This window comes from Nonomuraea turcica (genome assembly GCF_030718205.1).
Classification (GTDB): Bacteria; Actinomycetota; Actinomycetes; order Streptosporangiales; family Streptosporangiaceae; genus Nonomuraea.
Window position 1 is genome coordinate 285,030 of sequence record NZ_JAUZQF010000002.1, and the last position, 16,312, is coordinate 301,341.

The window sequence follows — 16,312 nt, forward strand, 5'->3', positions numbered from 1 at the left end:
TCGAGGTTGTCCAAAAGGCTGATCTCCGCAGCCTGTCACGAGGCCGGAGCGGTAGGGAGGACCGTGGTGCCCCAGACGTAGGCGAAAGAGACGAAAGCGGGCAGTGCCACGCCGAAGACGGGAACCAGCCCCGGGACGACGTAGTACACGCACAGGATCACGCCGACCGCGAGCAGTGTCACCATCGCCTGCACCGGGCGGGCGAGGACTAGGATCGCGCTGCGGCGGACGAGCGCCAACGGTCCTTCGGCGAAGTGGGCGGCCAGGATCCACACGTTCGCACTCATACCCGACACGAACAGGGTGATCAGCCAGAGGGCCGCGCCGAGCAACGGCTCGACGACACCGAGGTCGGCGGTTTCGAGGAGTCGCCGGTCCACCAGGAGCACCGCCCAGGCCGCCGTGAAGACGTACCCCACCACGTTGGCGGTGCGGAACTCCTGCCGCCAGAGCCGGCGGAATTCACCAGGCCGGGTGGACCCGAGGAGCTCGCGGCGGATGACGCCGTACACGGCGGCGGTCGCCGGGAAGACACCGAGCACGATGCCACCGGCCAGGCTCCAGAACACCCACAGCAGGTGCAGCTTGAGCAGCAGCAGGCCCACCTCGCCCGCCCTCGTGTGCCAGGTGAGGACGCGTTTCATCAGCCTTTCACCGACCCGATGAGCACGCCCTTCTCGAAGTAGCGCTGAAGGAACGGATAGAGCACCAGGACCGGGAGACTGGAGACGACGATCACACCGTACTTGATCTGGTCGGCATACTGCTGGTCATAGCCGACGCCGCTGCCTCCGCCGGTTCCGGCGCCACCGGCGAACGCCTGATTGGACAGCAGGATGTCACGCAGCACGATCTGCAGCGGCTGCAGGCTGTTGTCGCGGACGAACACCAGGCCGGTGAAGAAATCGTTCCAGTGCTGGACCAGGTAGTACAGGCCGATGACCGAGATGATCGCCTTGGACAGTGGCAGCGCGACCCTGGCGAAATACTGCAGATAGGAAACCCCGTCGATCATCGCCGCCTCGAACAGCTCCTTCGGCAGCGAGTGCTCGAAGAACGCGCGGGCGATGATGAGGTTGTAGACGTTCACCGCGGGCGGCAGGATGAACACGAGCCAGTTGTCCAGCAGGCCGAGATCGCGATAGAGCAGATACGTCGGGATCAGACCACCGTTGAAGAACAGCGTGAACACGAAGAACAGCATGAGGACCCGCCGCGGGCGAAACTCCGGCCGCGACAACGCGTACGCCGCCGGGAGGGTCACGACGAGGTTCAGCGCGGTTCCGACCACGCTGTAGAGCAACGTGTTGCCATAGCCCGTCCAGATCCGATCGTCGTCGAAGATCTGCTGATACCCGAAGAAGTTCACCTCTTTCGGCCACAACCACACCTCGCCGGTGGAGATGAGGGACGGGTTGCTCACCGAAGCGATCATCACGAAGTAGACCGGGTAGACGACGGCGAAGAGGATCGCCACGCACAACAGGCCGAAGACGAGCATGAAGACGACGTCGCCCGGTGTCTTGTTGCGGAGGAATCCCTTGCTCTGCACGTGGGTCGCGCTCACCACAGGCTCCAGTTCGATACGCGGCGGGCGATCGCGTTCGCGGCGATCAGGAACACGAAGTTGATGACCGTGTTGAACAGGCCGATCGCGGTGGCGTAGCTGAACTGCGTGCTGAGGATGCCGATCTTGTAGACATACGTCGCGATGACCTCGGACACCGGCAGGTTCAGGGTGTTCTGCATCAGCCACACCTTCTCGAACCCGGTGTTCAGCACACCGCCCATGGTGAGGATGAGCAGGACCACCATGGTCGGCACGATGCTGGGGACGTCGACGTGCCGGATGAGCTGCAGCCGATTCGCGCCGTCCACCTTGGCCGCCTCGTACAGCTGAGGGTCGACACGCGACAGCGCGGCGAGGTAGATAATGCTGTTCCACCCGCAGTGCTGCCACACGTCGGAGATCACGTACACCGGCACGAAGACCGACGTGTCGCCTAGGAGGTTCACTCCGTCGAGGCCGAAGACGGCCAAGACCTGAGTGAGCAGTCCGGTGGACGGGTTGAGGAACGCCTGCAGCATGCCGACGATGACGACGATCGAGATGAAGTGCGGCAGGTACGTCGCCGTCTGCATGAGCCTCTTGCGCCGGCCGCCGGCGATCTGGTTGATCATCAGCGCCAGCACGATCGGTGCCACGAACCCGACCACCAGCGTGGTAATGCTGATGACGAACGTGTTCCGCAGCAACGTCCAGAACATCGGGCTGTCGAAGAACTGCTGGAAGTACTTCAGGCCGGCCCATTGCCCGCCGGTGAGACCCGCCGTGAAGTCGAACTCGCGGAAGGCCAGCTGGATGCCGTACATCGGCACGTACATGAACAGGCCGACGAACCCCACGGCCGGCAGGACCATGAGCCATAGTTGCCAGTACCTGCTCACATGCCGGCCGAGGCCCAGACGGGATCGCCTCTGGGCCACCGCCACCGCCACCGGCTTGCGGGCTGCGACAAGAGTCTCCGTCATCAGCGCGTCTTCATGTACTCGTCGTAGTAACGCTGGTAGATGTCGATGTTCTTCTGGAGGCCGGCGTTCTGGATCTGCTGAACGTACTTGTCCCACTGATCCTCGATGCCGCCCTTGGTGATCCACTCGGCGAACTTCGGCATCGTGGAGTTGGAGATCGTGGTGTTGTTCAGCGCCAGCTGATTCGTGTCCTCAGGCGTCATCTGGATGAACTGGAACGGATAGACGTCCTTGGCCGGATCCATGTTCGCCAGCGCCTTCTCCAGCGGCTTCGTCTGCTCGACGGCCTCGTCCAGGTCGGCCGGCAGCTTCAGCTCGATGTCGTCCCGGATCCAGGTCGGCCCCGCGTCCGCGATGGTGACCGTCCACTTCCAGGTCGACGGGTCGGTCTTGGGATCGGCCGGCGGGAGCACCTCGTACTCGTTGTCGCTGATCTTCTTGACGTACCGGCCGAGATCGCCGAACAGCACTTGCAGCGACATCTCCTTGTCATAGAAGGCGTTGATGACCTTGAGCGCCGCTTGCTTGTTGCTCGCCTTCGCGGACATGACGATCTGGTTCGATGGGAAGTTCTCGTTGTTGGAGTCGTACGTCCAGGCCACCGGCGTCGTCTGGCCGGCCTCCGCGAGCAGCGGCGGCATCGCGACGTACTGGTCGGCCAGCTGGGCGCCGAACCGGTCGCTGGCCGTCCAGCCCCAGCTGAAGCCGACTTTGGCCACGTCTCCGGAACCGCGGCCGACCGCCTGGTACGCCGAGTAGTCCTGCGTCATGACGTTCTTGCTGATCAGGCCCGCGGCGTAGCAGCGGTGGAGGAACTGGACCACCCGCTTGTAGCGGTCGTCGACGAGGAAATTGCCGACCTTGCCGTCCTCGAGGAAATAGCCCTGGCCACCGCCGCCCGCGATCGGCAGGCCGAGGCTGCCGAGCAGCACACTGGGCTGGAAGTACCCGAAGCCGTCCGTGCCGACCGGCGACCAGTCCATCGGGATCTCGTCGTTCTTGTCACCGTTCCCGTTGGCGTCCTGTTCCTTGAACGCGACGAGCACGGTGTAGAGCTCATCCCAGGTGGTCGGCATCTCCAAGCCGAGGTTGTCGAGCCACTGCTTGTTGATGTACTGGTGCGTGACGGTCTTCGGCCAGAACCGCTTGTAGCCCGGGATCGCGTAGACCTCGCCGGTGGTCAGCGTGGCCATCGACTTCAGCTCCGGCTTCGCCGCGAACAAGGCCTTCACGTTGGGCAACGCGTCCAGGTCGTCGGCCACGTTCTCGAACAGCGTCCGGTACGTGCCCATGTCGGCATTGGTGATCGCGTTGGTGCCGACGATCAGGTCCGGCACGTCGCCGGCCGCCAGCATGGTGGACTTCTTCTGGTCCCAGTCGGCCGAGATCTCCTGCCACTGGATCTTCACACCGGCGATCTTCTCCAGCTGCTTGGTCCACTCCATCGTGTTCATCGGCTTGGTCAACGCATGCTTGTTGACCAAGATCCGCAGTGTGTTCGGATCGCTCGAGGAGTTCTTGCCGGAGCAGCCGGCGAGTGCGGTGAGCCCGGCAGCGACGACGAAGGCCCGGCGGGACATAGCGGGTGGAGTGGCCATGTGGTCCTCCTTGGGGGGACGGAGGGAGTGACCTCGCTGAAATGTTTCAGCGATGTTAGGTGCGGCCATTCAGCGTTGTCAATGACAAGACAATCGAGGCGACGAGGACCGGCGAGTCAAGGTGTCGAAGGGTGGATCAGGCCGGTGCGGACGAGTCGCGGAGCACCAAGTGCATACCGGTGTGCACCTGCCGGGCCGCGCCGTCGTAACCGTCGAGGCGCTCGATGAGCAGGTGGAGGGCGGCGGCCACCATCTCGCCCTGGTCGGGGCTCACCGTCGACAGCGACGGAACGGTGAACTCACCTTCGTCCGTGTCGTCGAAGCCGGTGACCGCGACATCCTCGGGGACGCGGATCCCGTGCGCGTGCAGGGACTTCAGCACGCCCACCGCTATCGTGTCGTTGACACACACCGCGGCGTCGAACCTGGGGCCGGAGCGCCGCAGCAGCCCTGCCATCGCCTCGTAACCCGAGGCCCTGCGGTCCCAGTCCGAGCTGTTGGCGACGAGCGACGGTTCAGGCTCGACGCCATACTCCTCCAGGGCGGCGGCGAACCCGGCGTACCTGTCGCCGGTCGGGACGACACCAGCCGGACCGTTCCAGACGAACGCGAGCCGACGCCGGCCGGTGGCGAGCAGATGCCGAGTGATCGCCACGAACCCCGCGTATTCCCCCATCAACACACAATCAAGCGTTTTGATCGGAGCGCCGCCGAGGGCCACCGCCGGACGCCGCAGGGCGGCACCGGCCAGTAACTCGTCGGACAGGTGGTGCGGGCAGATGATGACGCCGTCGACGTCGGCGGTCGTCACGCCGAGGACCGCGTCGCGTTCGCCGGCCCTGTCGGGGGCGATCCGCAGCGTGCTGGTGAACCCGCGCTCGGCCAGGGCGAGGATGAGACGCTCGGCGGTCTCCGCGAAGTAGGGCTGGTGGAGGTTCGGCACGACGACGGCGATCCGGCCGGTGCGGCCGGAGGCGAGCCCACGTCCGGCCTGGCTCGTGGCATGTCCCACGTCGTAGCCGACCTCCGCGATCGCGGCCTGAACCTTGGCCCGGGTAGCGGCCGAGACATGCGGGCGTCCGAGGAGGACGTTGGACACGGTCTTGGCCGAGACCTCGGCCCGCGCCGCGACATCCGCGAGCGTCGGGCGCCTCATCGGGGACCCCGGCCGAGCGTGGACTCACGGCGCACCAACTCGACCGGCGACACGACCGCGCGAGGCTGTCGCGGTGCCGTGCCGGCGAGGCGATCGGTGAGCAATTCCAGTGCGCTGCGTGCCAAGCGGGCCGGCCCGGGGTCGATGGTGGTGAGCGACGGGGTCGAGAACCGTCCGTCCTCCAGGTTGCCGTAGCCGACGGCCGCCACCTGTCCCGGAACATCCACTCCGTGCTTGACAAGCGTCGCGAGCGCCCCGAGCGCCACTTCGTCGTTGGCACACACCAGCGCGTCGACGTCCGGATGCCACTCCAGCACGTGCCCGGCGGCTCGCGCGCCGGCGCGCCGGTCGGCCACCTCTCCGAGATCCACCCACGGTACGGCAGCGGGGTCGATGCAGGACTCGGCGAGCGCCGCGCGCATCCGAGGCTGATCCGCTCCGAGCAGAGCCGGGCGCGACCGGCCCATCACGGCGAGGTGGCGAGCCACCAGTGCCGCCGCCTCCGTGACGTCCTCATCGACACTGTCCACTTTAGCCGCGCCGCCTTGCACGACGACTACGGGGCGATCGTCCAACCCATCGCTGACCAGTGCTCCCGGGCCGATGCACACCACGCCGTCGAACGTCTTCCCCCGAGCGGCGAGGACCGCCTCCAGCCGGACCGGATCGCCGTGCGTCGGCTCGACGACGGCGAGCAGTCCGCACCGATCCGCCTCTGTGACGAGCGCCTCGACGAGACCCGCGAGATACGGGCGGCGCAGCTCGGTGACGGCGATGCCCACGACCCCGATCAGCCCGGTCCTGAGCGCCCGGGCGGTCCGATTCGGAACCCAGCCGAGCTCGTCGATCGCCGCATGCACCCGGCGCACCTTCTCCGGACGGATGTGCGGTTCGCCATTGACCACGCGCGAGACTGTCTTGATCGAGACGCCGGCCCGATCCGCCACCTCCCGCATCGTCACGCGCATGCGTACAGCGTAGGTCACGTGAGCAGCTCTCAGCATTCCGTTAAGACCACCGCGGACGCTTTGCCGCCGATCCCCACCATGGGGCATACGCCTTCGAGCGGCCGCTGCACGCCGCGGCGGAGCGCGGCTCGCCGGAGGTGGTCGCCGAGCTTGCCTGCCGGGTCGATGACGTCGACGCCGAGTGCGAGGCCGCACGGCGCTCTGCGAGGCGGTCTTCAACGACCGGCCCGAGAACGCGCGTGCCCTGGTGGCCGCCGGAGCGGACCCGTGGTGGAGGCCGAACGCCTGCCCGGCGTGCTCCTCCGCTCCCGGTGTCATGAAGGCCATTTCGGCGGGCACGGTCGCCTACGGCATGTACGCCAACCCCAAGAGCGGCTGCCTGAACGCGACTACTGGGGCTGACCTGGCGGTTCTGCGCTCTCGATGAGCTTGCGCGGGCCACGATCCGCTCCTCATAACCGTGGCCCGCTGGGCGGAAGCCCGCTCGATCAGCTCGTGGTGCCGGTGACCGCGGTTCCCGACTTGGTGACGTAGTAGGTCACGGTCGCGCCGCTCCAGAAGTGGAGGGTGAGCGTGACTCGTGAGCCGTCATTGACCTCGGCGAAGAAGGCCGGTCTCAGTGTGATGGTGTTGGCGCTGTAGTCGGGCGCGAAGGTGACGTCGAACTCCTTGAACGACGTCCAGTTGTGGGGGCCGGCGTTGGAGCCGTCGGCGTACTTGGCCTCCATGGTGGCGAGCTGGTCACCCTTGAAGGTGGTGGGGATGGCGAAGGAGCTCGTCGTTCCGGTCGAGTTCTGCACTGTCGGCGTGTCATAGGTGATGATGTCGATCCGCCACGGGACCCCCTGGGAGAACCGAGCCGACAGCGTCGCGTTGACGCCATAGGCCCGGGAACCCGTCAGGCGGGTGAGCGCGGACGCCGTGAACGTGAGCTGGTCGCCCGAGACGGTGTAATCGGTGCCGCGCACGAGGTCCGTGCTGCCCTGGCGGATCCCTGCGAACGAGGTGCCGTTCAGGTTCAGCGTGAGCGTCTTGCTCGTGATGGGGGACGCCTTCGCGTTGAACACCTGATCCGACGAGGCCGTACCCGAGCGCGTCGTCCAGCTGGACTTGATCTGGGCGAACAGCTCGGGATCGGCCCACTGGTACGAGGTCCGGTTGAAGTGCTGGCCGTTGTCCCACAGCATGGTGGTGATCTGCTTGCTACGTGCGTAGTGGCCGAGGAACTCGAAGAACTTCAGTTTCTCGCCCTGTTGGATCGTACCGGTGTGCCGGTCGAAGCCCAGAAGGCCGTACTCGCCGATGATCACGGGGATGCCGCGGGCCGTGAAGGCGTTGTGCACCCGGTCGAAGGCGCCGGTCAGGTCCTGCTGCACGGTGGCGTCGAAGCGGGTGCCGCCGGCGACGTTGACGCTGAACGGCCAGTATCCGTAGAAGTGGACCGTCGCGATGAGGTTGGGGTCGTTCATCGCGTTGAACGTGCTGACCAGCTCGTCGACCCTGGCCTGGTCGGCCGACGTGTGCAGGGTCGGCAGGACGAGCAGCCGCGTCGCGTTGTTGCCGCCCGACTGGCGCACGATGGTGCGGAAGGACGTATTGAGTTCGTTGAGGAGCGTCGCGTTCTGGGCGTCCCCGGAGCTGCCGGTGAACGTCGGCTCGTTGACGCTCTCGAACAGCAGCTTGGGAGAGGAGCTCCGGAACGTGCCGGCGATCTGGGTCCAGATCGCGTTGTAGCGAGCCAGGACGTTGGTCCGGTCGCCCGGCATGTTCTGGATCCACTGCCACGAATCGTGATGGATATTGATCATCACGTAGAAACCCTCGGCGAGGGCCCAGTCGACAACCTCTTTCACCCGGTTCATGTACGTCGCGTCGATGGTGTAGTTGGGCGCTCCACCCTGGTGCTGACCCCAGGTCACCGGGATCCGGATGCTGTTGAAGCCCTGCGCCCTGACGTTGCGGAGCAGCGCCTGCGTGATCCGCGGGTTGCCCCATGAGGTCTCGTCCGCGCCGGTGGCATCGAGGGAGTTGCCCAGGTTCCAGCCGGGCTGCATCGCGGCCACGACAGCCTGCGCGTTGCCGGGCGTCGACGTCGGAGTCGTCGTGGGCGTGGCCGTCGGGGTGGCCGTCGGGGTGCCGCCGGTGCCGCCGCAGGCCACGCCGTTGACGGTGAAAGCGGAGGGGTCGGTGTTGGCGCCGCTGTAGCTGCCGTTGAAGCCGATGGTGACGCCGGCTCCCGTTCCGAGGCCCGGGGCATACGACGGCGCGGTCACGGTCACGGTCTGGCCGGATTGCGTCCAGGTTCCGCCCCAGCCCTGGGTGACCTGCTGATTGCCGGGCCAGGTGTAGCGCAGCGTCCACGGGCTGACCGGGTCGCCGAGGTTGTTGATCGTGATGTTGGCGCCGAACCCGCTGCCGTTGTCCCATGCCTTCGCATAGGTCACGGAACAGGCGACCACCGCGTGGGCAGCGGGCGAGGTGACGGCCACCCCGATCGCCGCCAGCAGCGCGGCCACTGCGGGCAGAACCCACAAACGTAATGTCTTCACCTTCATGCCTCCGTGGAAGGAGCCCCCTGTGGGAGCGCAGTGATGAGCGGGTTATGCCACCTGGCAGGCGGCTGCGTTGAGGGTGAAGGAGGGGGGTTCGGTGGTGTCGCCGGTGTGGGTGGCCTGGAAGCCGATGGTGGTGGAGCCGCCTGGCGCGAGGTTGCCGTTCCAGCCGGCGTTGGTGGCGGTGACCTGGCCGCTGGCCGGCGTGTACGACGCGCTCCAGCCGTTGGTGATGGTCTGCCCGCCGGGCAGGGTGAACACCAGCCGCCAGCCGTTGATCGCCGAGCTGCCGGTGTTCGTGATCGTGACGCTGGTCGTGAAGCCGGTGTTCCAGGTGTTCATCACGTACTCCACCCGGCACGAGCCCGATGGCGTGGGCGTGCTCGTCGGGGTCACGGTCGGGGTGACGGTCGGCGCGGCGCCGCCGTAGATGGTGGCCTCCTTCGCCGTGGCCTTGATGCCGTTGGCGCCGTTGAAGATCCGCTGGCCCCAGGTGGTGAGCTGGTTGGGGTCGAAGCCGGCCGCCATGTCCAGGATCGGGTCCGTGTTGCCGCTCCAGGACCAGCCGAGGTAGCCGAGGCCCCGCGACACCGCCTCGGACAGCAGCGTTTCGTGGTCCACCTCGTTGGCGGCGAACCGCCAGCCGAACTCACCGATGACCAGCGGCCACCCGTTGTCCCGGAACCGGTTGAGGTAGTCGGTGATCGCCGCGGCGCTGTTGAACACGGCGTACATGTGGATGGACAGTACGGTGTTGTGCTTGCTGTCCGCGTTCAGGATCGTCTGGGCGTTGTCGCGCATGACGTACTGCCAGTCCTGACCCCAGTTCGGCCCGTCGACCATGAGCAGGTGCTCGAAGCCGTTGCTGCGCATCTTCTGGATGGCGGCGGTGGTCGCGCTGGTCCACTGGCCGGCGTTGGTGTTGCCGATCGGCTCGTTGCCGATGTTGATGACGACGTAGTTCTCCTGGCCGACCAGGGCGCTCTTCTGGCTGATCCAGTAGTCGACCGCCTCGTCGAGCGAGGCTGCCGCGCCCTCCTCGCCGTACCCGGTGGTGTCGTGCACCTCCAGGACACAGATCAGCCGGTTCTGCTTGCACAAGGAGATCACATTGGCGACGTCGGTGGACGGGCCCCAGCGCTTGCCGCTGCCCAGGACCACGCGCACGGTGTTGGCCCCGAGCGCCTTGATGTCGGCGAACGAGCTGGTCCGGCTCGTGTACCAGACGTGTGGATGGTTGACCCCGCGCATGACGAGCTTCTGGCCGTTGGCCTCGACGATGTCCGTGCCGCTGACGTGGAGCCCCACGGCCGCATGCGCGGGCGGAATGCCGGTGAACATGACGGTGCACAGCGCTACGGCTAAGGCGACGAGCGCCGCACCGACCGCGGCAAGCCACGGCATGGATCTCATGTCGAATCTCTCCTCGCTGATGTCGCGACGGTCGGCAACGGCGCGGGCAGCTGAGAGCCCGCTGAAACGCACCCAGAATGTACGCAGAGCTGCCACACCCGTACAGCGACTACCAGACCGTCCTGCCTCGGCCCATCAATGCCTGGCCCAACCCCTTAACGGTTAAGCATCTGCAGAGCTGGGCGAATCCACAAAAACCTCAGCATCAAGGGTCCCCGCGGCAGCTCCCCGAACCCGGCCTGAACCATGAAAATTCCACACCCGCACCCGACTGGACAACGCTTCGCTCGGCATGATCACAATATTGGGCTTTTCGCTTCCTTCTCCGCCCGGAGGGCGTACGTGGTCAAACGAGTTCTTACGGGGTTGCTTGCCCCTGTTGTCCTCTTCATCAGTACCGGTATTCCGGCCGCTGCGGACGACAGATCCTTCAGTCCCACGCATCCCGGGCCGGTCTACGCGACGGTCACCGACAAGAGCGGCAAACTCTCCCTCCAGACGTTCGGGCGTCCGGACGGGAAAGACATGGTGTTCCGGATCTCCGGCTCGGTGTACGCGAACATCGAGGGCAACAGCCTGGACCCGGCGATGCGGCACGGCCAGAAACTCTTCAACATCGAGGGTTACAACATCCGGCGGCTGTACCGCGTCCCCGACACGAACCAGCTCTACCAGCTCTCCCGGGAAATCGTCTTCTACACCGACCCGGCGGATCCGCGGCGCGTCCTGCGCGAGTGGAAGAACCCGATCGACGGCAAGACCTACCCGGTCGTCCCCATCAACAACGACGCGGTCAACTTCGGCCCGTTCACGATCACTTCGTCCTTCACGGGTCCGCCGCTGCAGCAATTGCACGACGAGACCGTGTGGACCAGCGACATCCCCGTGCGGGCGAACTTCGGCACCACGCTCGGCGAGCGGTTCGGCCTGACGGGCGGCGTGTACGCCGCGCAGGAGATGTTCGACTTCTCCGTCGATGACCGCGAGGTGGCCGCCCGCACCGGGGCCGGCGTGCCGTTCGGCGCGATGAAGACGAAGATCAGCTGGGCGCGGACCAGCCCGTGGACGCCGTTCATGTGCCTGGCGGAGACCGACGTGCGCGGCCAGCTCACCTACCACGCCCGCAGCTGGTCACTGGGCTCCTACGCCGACATCGAGCCATGGCTGCGGGCCGAGGTCGAGGCGAACCACCCGCTGTACACGGCCGCCCCCAGCGCGCCGGGACCGAGCGAGAACTCCTGGACGTCCTTCTACAACAAGCAGCTCGGCAAGGGTGCCACCACCTGGGCAGGCTGGTGCGCCGCCAACGGCCGCCCGTGAACGTCCGCGACCGGTGACCGGCCGGACCGAGCCGCTGCTCGGTCCGGCCGGGCCCGGTCAGGCCGCGGGGTGCGGTGTGGCGTGGGACTGGGCGGCCATGAGGTGGTCGATGAGTGCCAGCAGCACATCGCGTGCCGCCGTCCGGTCGCGGGCGTCACAGAGCACCAGTGGCACCTGCGGATCGAGATCGAGTGCCCTTCGGATCTCCTCCTGCGTCCGGTCCCGGATGCCGTGGAAGCAGTTGACGCCGACGACGAAGGGGATGCCGCGGCCCTCGAAGAAGTCGATCGACGCGAAGCTCACCTCGAGCCGGCGGGTGTCGACCAGGACGACCGCGCCCATCGCTCCGTGGACAAGATCGTTCCACATGAACCAGAAGCGTTCCTGCCCGGGGGTGCCGAACAGGTAGAGGACGAGTTCGCTGTTGATGGTGATGCGCCCGAAGTCCAGTGCCACCGTGGTGGTGGACTTGCCGCTCACCCCTTCCAGGTCGTCGACGCCGACGCTGGCATGGGTCAGATACTCCTCCGTACGCAGCGGAGCGACTTCGCTCACCGCGCCGACCAGGGTCGTCTTCCCGACGCCGAAACCGCCGGCGACCAGGATCTTCACCGCCAGGGCGGCAGCGTCTCCGTGGTCAGAGTTTGCGTAACCCATCCCTCACCGCCTCAAGGATTGCTCTATCGGGAAAGCCGCCTCCCTGTGCGAAAGCCAGGGGTGGCCGCGCCCGCAACTGGCCGGTCTCGATCAGATCCCCGATGAGGATCTTGGTCACCGACACGGGGAGGTTCAGCGCGGAGGCGACCTCGGCCACCGCCAGGGGCCGCTCGCACAGAGCACAGATGGTGCGATGCTCCGGCTGCATTCGTCTCAGGCGGCGTCTGGTTTCCGACGAGAGCTCGGCAATCGCCGTCACCAGGGTGATCAGCGTCAGGTCGTCCCGCTCGGGAGCGGTGCGTCCGCCGGTGATCGTATAAGGACGGACGAGGGGCCCGTCGGCGTCATCGTCATCGAAGCCCTCCGTCCAGTGCTTCATCCGTGTCCCCCCACGTCACGGCTGTGCGGGGTCCGCGTGTCGGTGCCCAGCTTCTGGCCGACCTGCTGGATCAGGGTGTGCATCGCGATGCTCATCAGCTCGGCGTCGACCTCCTGAGACGCGACCACGGCCAGGTGGGTGCCCCGGCCCGCGGCGGTGACGAACAGCCACAGGTCGGCCATCTCGATGATGACCTGGTGGACCGGCCCGCCGCTGAAGAGCTGCCCGACCCCGCGAGCCAGACTCTGCTGGCCGGTGGCGATGGCGGCGAGGCGTTCGGCATCCGCGCGTTCGACGGTCCGGGAGCGGCTCATCACCAGGCCGTCGTCGGTCAGCAGGATGGCGTGCCGGGTGCCCGCGACCCGATCGACCAGGGCGTCCAGGAGCCAGTCCAGGTCAATGTTGGTGGCGGTGGTTCGCTGCGTCATCATCGCTCTTCCGTCGTAGGGGAAACGGGCTCAGGAGATCCGCTCAGCCGGGGCTGTGAGGCGTCGTCACCGGCTCGGAGCCGGCGAGACTGCCTCTGGAACGCGCCGATCGTAGCGCTGGATCGGCTGGGCTGATCACGTACGGCCCAGGTCTCCTGGTCGATGCGTTCATCCCTGTCCGCCGGGACTTTGAGCTCGGCGGCCAGACTGGCCTGGCGCACCCGCTGGGGCAGCGGCGCGTGTCCCCTGGGCCGCGTCGGCAACTGACCGTCCTGGTGAGGCGGGCGGGGACCGTCCGCGCCTTCCTGCGAGCGAGGTGGCGAATCGGTGGCGTCCTGCGGAACCTCCGCCTCGGGGGGCGCCGCCGGCTCGGGTACGGTGCGGGGGCGGTCCACCACCAGCGCTTCCGGGATCAGCACGATGACTCGGGTGCCGCCGAAGGCCGACGACCGCAGCTCGATCCGGAGGCCCAGGCTCGCGGAGAGCCGGGCGACCACGTACAGGCCGAGACGCACATCATCGGCGTGGGTCATCACATCGAGTTGTGGCGGCGACTGCAGCAGGGCGTTGGCGGCTGCGTACTGCTCCGGTTCCATGCCGAGGCCGCGGTCCTCGATCTCCACGGCGACGCCCCGGCTGACCGGCGCGGCCCGCACCTCGACAGGGGTCGGCGGCTTGGAGAAGGCGGTCGCGTTCTCCATGAGCTCCGCCAGGACATGGACCAGCGGTCCCACCGCGCGCTCGGCTATCCAGGGTTCGCCCTCGACGTCGGTCGTGATCCGGCGGTAGTCCTGAACCTCGCCTTGGGCGGCGCGCAGGACATCGAGCAGGTGCACCGGCTTGCGCCAGCGGCGCTGCGGCTGCCCGCCCCCGAGGATCACCAGGTTCTCCTCGTAGCGGCGCAGCCGGGCAGTGAGGTGGTCCAGGTCGAACAGGCCCTCCAGCACCTCGGGGTCCTCGTGCTGACGCTCCAGTTCGTCCAGCTTCTTCAGTTGAAGGCCGATGAGGATCTGGGTACGGCGGGCGATGCGCTGAAGCATGCGCTGGAAGCCACGATGTTGCTGGGCCTGCCGCACGGCGGTGAGGACAGCGCTGCGGCTGGCCATGTTGAGGGCCTGCCCGAGCTCGCCGAGTTCGTCGGGGGTGGGCTGGACCATGCGCACTTCCGCGTCCACGTTGACGTCCTCGCCGCGCTCCAGCCGGGCGACCACGTTGGGCAGCCGCTTCTGGAGTTCGTGGGCGGCGTGGCGCAGGTGGAGGATGCGCCGGCGGAGAATGGCGGTGAGGCGCCAGCTGGTGAAGAACACCAGGCACAAGGCGAGCACGCCCACGGTGGAGATGCTGATGAAGACCGTGAAGAGCATGTCGGCGTGGTCGTAGCCGATCGTGCGGACATTCTCGAATCGCACGTTGAGGAGTTGCCGCAGTTGCGCGGTGACCGTGTCCACCGCGGAGCGCCACTCCGCGCCGTCGTCGCGGAGTGGCACCTGGTCGCCCTCGGAGCCGCTCCCGGAGGCGATCAACCGCCCTTCCAGAGCGGTCATGGCCCCCCAGGCCTTGCCGGCCGTCAGCTTTCCGTACGGGGACTCGTTGCCGGTGAGAGCGGGAACCACACGGAACTGCATGAGGTGCTTCCTGGTGCCGATGGCGTCGGCGACAAGGCCGTACTCGTCCCTCGTCAGGCGCCCCGTCTCCCAGCCGCGAGCCAGAATGGCGTCTTCGCGGCCGATGGTGTCGACGACCCAGTAAAGGTCGACCAGTGTCTGCGCCTTGCTGTTCACCTGGCCCTCGTCGGTGTTGCTGAGGGCGGTCAGCACGCTGAGGTCCGACTCGAGGACTTCGCTGTAGTAGTCGAACGCCTTCTGCTCGCTGGACCAACCGGCGTCCACCACCCGGCGCTGCTCGCCGAGGCGGCCGAGATCGTTCACGGTCGCGGCGATGGCGTCGGTGAGCCCTTCCTGTCCGTTGGCGGGGTTCAGGGCCGCCAGAGGACGGAAGGCGTTCACGGCCTGGTCGGTCGCCGCGCGCTGCTTGGCCAGCTTGTCACGGGCGGCGTTACCGGGGTTGGCCTGCACCTCCGCGGTGAGCCGCCGCTCCTTGTCAAGGCTGAAGAACAGGTTGGCCGCCGGTCCGCCGACGGTCTTGGTGGCCAGATCCATCTGGGCCTTCTCCGCCCGCCACTGACTGGACAGCTGGAACATGCCCGAAGCCAGCAGTGGGGTGAAGGTCAGGCTCGGCACGAACACGACAATGAGCAGCACGGTACGCAACGACAGCCGGCGGGCACCGGCAGGTCGCCGCGGCCCGCTCCCCGCTGACCCATCCCCGTCGTCCATGGTCTCCGTCCGTCGTCGCCCGCCCCTGCCCAATCCAGCCACGTGCAGGACACTCTCCTCCGCCGATCGGTGAGTCCATGACGAAAATCGCCAAAGTAGGCGATTGGTGCCTGATAGTAGCTATACGGCAGTTGACTCGAAAGCCCCTGATTCACCGGCGGTTGCGGCGATCGCGTGCGACAGAAGTGACTGATGGGCACAAAGTGAGACATCGGCATGGCACCATTTCTGGAGTGAATGCGGGCAAGCAGGCCCCTCGGGGTGGAGATCGGCTGATTCGTGCGTCGATGACGGCCGTGGTGCTGGCGGTCGCGGCGGTGGCCGCGTGGGTGTCGTACTGGCATGCCGTGGCGGTGATCGAGAAGTACGGCGCCGAGGACGAGCTGTCGGCGCATCTGGTCCCGGCGACGGTGGACGGCATGATCTACGCCTCCTCGATGGTGCTGCTGTGGTGTGCCCGCTACCGCCTGGCGGTGCCGGCACTGGCCCGCTGGGCGCTGGCGCTCGGAGTCGCCGCGACGCTGGCGGCGAATATCCTGCACGGGATCGAGCGGGGCCCCCTGGCCGCGGCGCTGGCCGCGTGGCCGGCCATCGCGTTGGTGATCTCGTATGAGCTGATCATGTGGGTGGTCCGCTCGGGTCGCGAGCTCGCCGACCGGGCGCGCGACCCCGGGCAGCCGGAGCGAGCGCGCGCCGAGCCCACCGCGCCGAGCTTGGCCTCAGACCGGGCGCCGCAGCCGGAACCGGTGGTGCACGCCACGCCACAGAGCGGCCAGGACGCGCCGGCAGACGCGGTCCCGGAGGACGGTGACCGGCGAGCCCAGGTGGCGGCCCTGCTCGCTCAGGATCCGAACATGACCGGGGCCGCGCTCGCCCGTGCGCTCGGCGTCCATGAGACCACCGGGCGCAAATACCGCCGCGAAGCACTCAACGGCCACAGCCGCGCCTGAAGACCTTGGAGACGCCGCTGAGT

Annotated in this window: 15 protein-coding genes; 3 read left to right on the top strand and 12 right to left on the bottom strand. The window is 67.1% G+C overall.

The features are described 5' to 3' along the window. Positions 1-35: 35 nt before the first annotated feature. From Q9G87_RS07025 to Q9G87_RS07050, 6 genes are all read right to left on the bottom strand, one after another. Complete coding sequence (locus tag Q9G87_RS07025; protein WP_305915379.1) at positions 36-644, bottom strand: YesL family protein; 609 nt, start codon at positions 642-644, stop codon at positions 36-38. Next, positions 644-1,567, bottom strand: a complete 924-nt coding sequence (locus Q9G87_RS07030) for a carbohydrate ABC transporter permease (RefSeq protein WP_305915380.1) — start codon at positions 1,565-1,567, stop codon at positions 644-646. The genes Q9G87_RS07025 and Q9G87_RS07030 overlap by 1 nt, the downstream gene beginning before the upstream one ends. Next, on the bottom strand, positions 1,564-2,532 hold the full coding sequence (locus Q9G87_RS07035) for an ABC transporter permease (protein ID WP_305915381.1): 969 nt from the start codon (positions 2,530-2,532) through the stop codon (positions 1,564-1,566). Before Q9G87_RS07035 ends, Q9G87_RS07030 begins: the two co-directional genes overlap by 4 nt. Then, positions 2,532-4,130 (bottom strand): type 2 periplasmic-binding domain-containing protein, encoded by a 1,599-nt coding sequence (locus Q9G87_RS07040; RefSeq protein ID WP_305915382.1) that lies wholly within the window; start codon positions 4,128-4,130, stop codon positions 2,532-2,534. The genes Q9G87_RS07035 and Q9G87_RS07040 overlap by 1 nt, the downstream gene beginning before the upstream one ends. A gap of 136 nt (positions 4,131-4,266) precedes the next feature. After that, complete coding sequence (locus Q9G87_RS07045) at positions 4,267-5,286, bottom strand: LacI family DNA-binding transcriptional regulator (RefSeq protein ID WP_305915383.1); 1,020 nt, start codon at positions 5,284-5,286, stop codon at positions 4,267-4,269. Continuing rightward, positions 5,283-6,254 (bottom strand): LacI family DNA-binding transcriptional regulator, encoded by a 972-nt coding sequence (locus Q9G87_RS07050; RefSeq protein WP_305915384.1) that lies wholly within the window; start codon positions 6,252-6,254, stop codon positions 5,283-5,285. The genes Q9G87_RS07045 and Q9G87_RS07050 overlap by 4 nt, the downstream gene beginning before the upstream one ends. Before the next feature lie 181 nt (positions 6,255-6,435). Between Q9G87_RS07050 and Q9G87_RS07055 the strand changes: the two genes are divergently transcribed. Further along, entirely contained in the window at positions 6,436-6,681 is a 246-nt protein-coding gene (locus Q9G87_RS07055) for a hypothetical protein (RefSeq protein WP_305915385.1), read from the top strand. Positions 6,682-6,742: 61 nt separating this feature from the next. On the opposite strand, the gene Q9G87_RS07060 is transcribed toward Q9G87_RS07055, so the two are convergent. After that, on the bottom strand, positions 6,743-8,803 hold the full coding sequence (locus Q9G87_RS07060) for a cellulase family glycosylhydrolase (RefSeq protein ID WP_305915386.1): 2,061 nt from the start codon (positions 8,801-8,803) through the stop codon (positions 6,743-6,745). Positions 8,804-8,854: 51 nt separating this feature from the next. Next, a complete protein-coding gene (locus Q9G87_RS07065) occupies positions 8,855-10,219 on the bottom strand; it encodes a cellulase family glycosylhydrolase (RefSeq protein WP_305915387.1) in 1,365 nt (454 codons plus the stop codon). A gap of 366 nt (positions 10,220-10,585) precedes the next feature. Between Q9G87_RS07065 and Q9G87_RS07070 the strand changes: the two genes are divergently transcribed. Continuing rightward, a complete protein-coding gene (locus tag Q9G87_RS07070) occupies positions 10,586-11,539 on the top strand; it encodes a DUF1838 family protein (RefSeq protein ID WP_305915388.1) in 954 nt (317 codons plus the stop codon). Positions 11,540-11,596: 57 nt separating this feature from the next. Here Q9G87_RS07070 and Q9G87_RS07075 read toward each other — a convergent pair whose 3' ends face one another. The 4 genes from Q9G87_RS07075 to Q9G87_RS07090 are packed head-to-tail and all read right to left on the bottom strand — an operon-like array spanning position 11,597 to position 15,339. Further along, positions 11,597-12,196: a GTP-binding protein gene (locus Q9G87_RS07075; protein WP_305915389.1), complete on the bottom strand. Its 600-nt coding sequence runs from the start codon at positions 12,194-12,196 to the stop codon at positions 11,597-11,599. After that, a complete protein-coding gene (locus Q9G87_RS07080; RefSeq protein WP_305915390.1) occupies positions 12,177-12,575 on the bottom strand; it encodes a DUF742 domain-containing protein in 399 nt (132 codons plus the stop codon). Before Q9G87_RS07080 ends, Q9G87_RS07075 begins: the two co-directional genes overlap by 20 nt. Then, on the bottom strand, positions 12,572-13,003 hold the full coding sequence (locus Q9G87_RS07085) for a roadblock/LC7 domain-containing protein (RefSeq protein ID WP_305915727.1): 432 nt from the start codon (positions 13,001-13,003) through the stop codon (positions 12,572-12,574). The genes Q9G87_RS07080 and Q9G87_RS07085 overlap by 4 nt, the downstream gene beginning before the upstream one ends. Further along, the gene (locus tag Q9G87_RS07090) at positions 13,003-15,339 is read right to left on the bottom strand and encodes a sensor histidine kinase (protein WP_305915391.1); all 2,337 of its coding nucleotides are present in this window, start codon (positions 15,337-15,339) and stop codon (positions 13,003-13,005) included. Before Q9G87_RS07090 ends, Q9G87_RS07085 begins: the two co-directional genes overlap by 1 nt. A 287-nt stretch (positions 15,340-15,626) precedes the next feature. On the opposite strand from Q9G87_RS07090, the gene Q9G87_RS07095 reads away from it, so the two are divergent. Next, positions 15,627-16,289, top strand: a complete 663-nt coding sequence (locus Q9G87_RS07095) for a DUF2637 domain-containing protein (protein WP_305915392.1) — start codon at positions 15,627-15,629, stop codon at positions 16,287-16,289. The last annotated feature ends 23 nt before the right edge of the window (positions 16,290-16,312 follow it).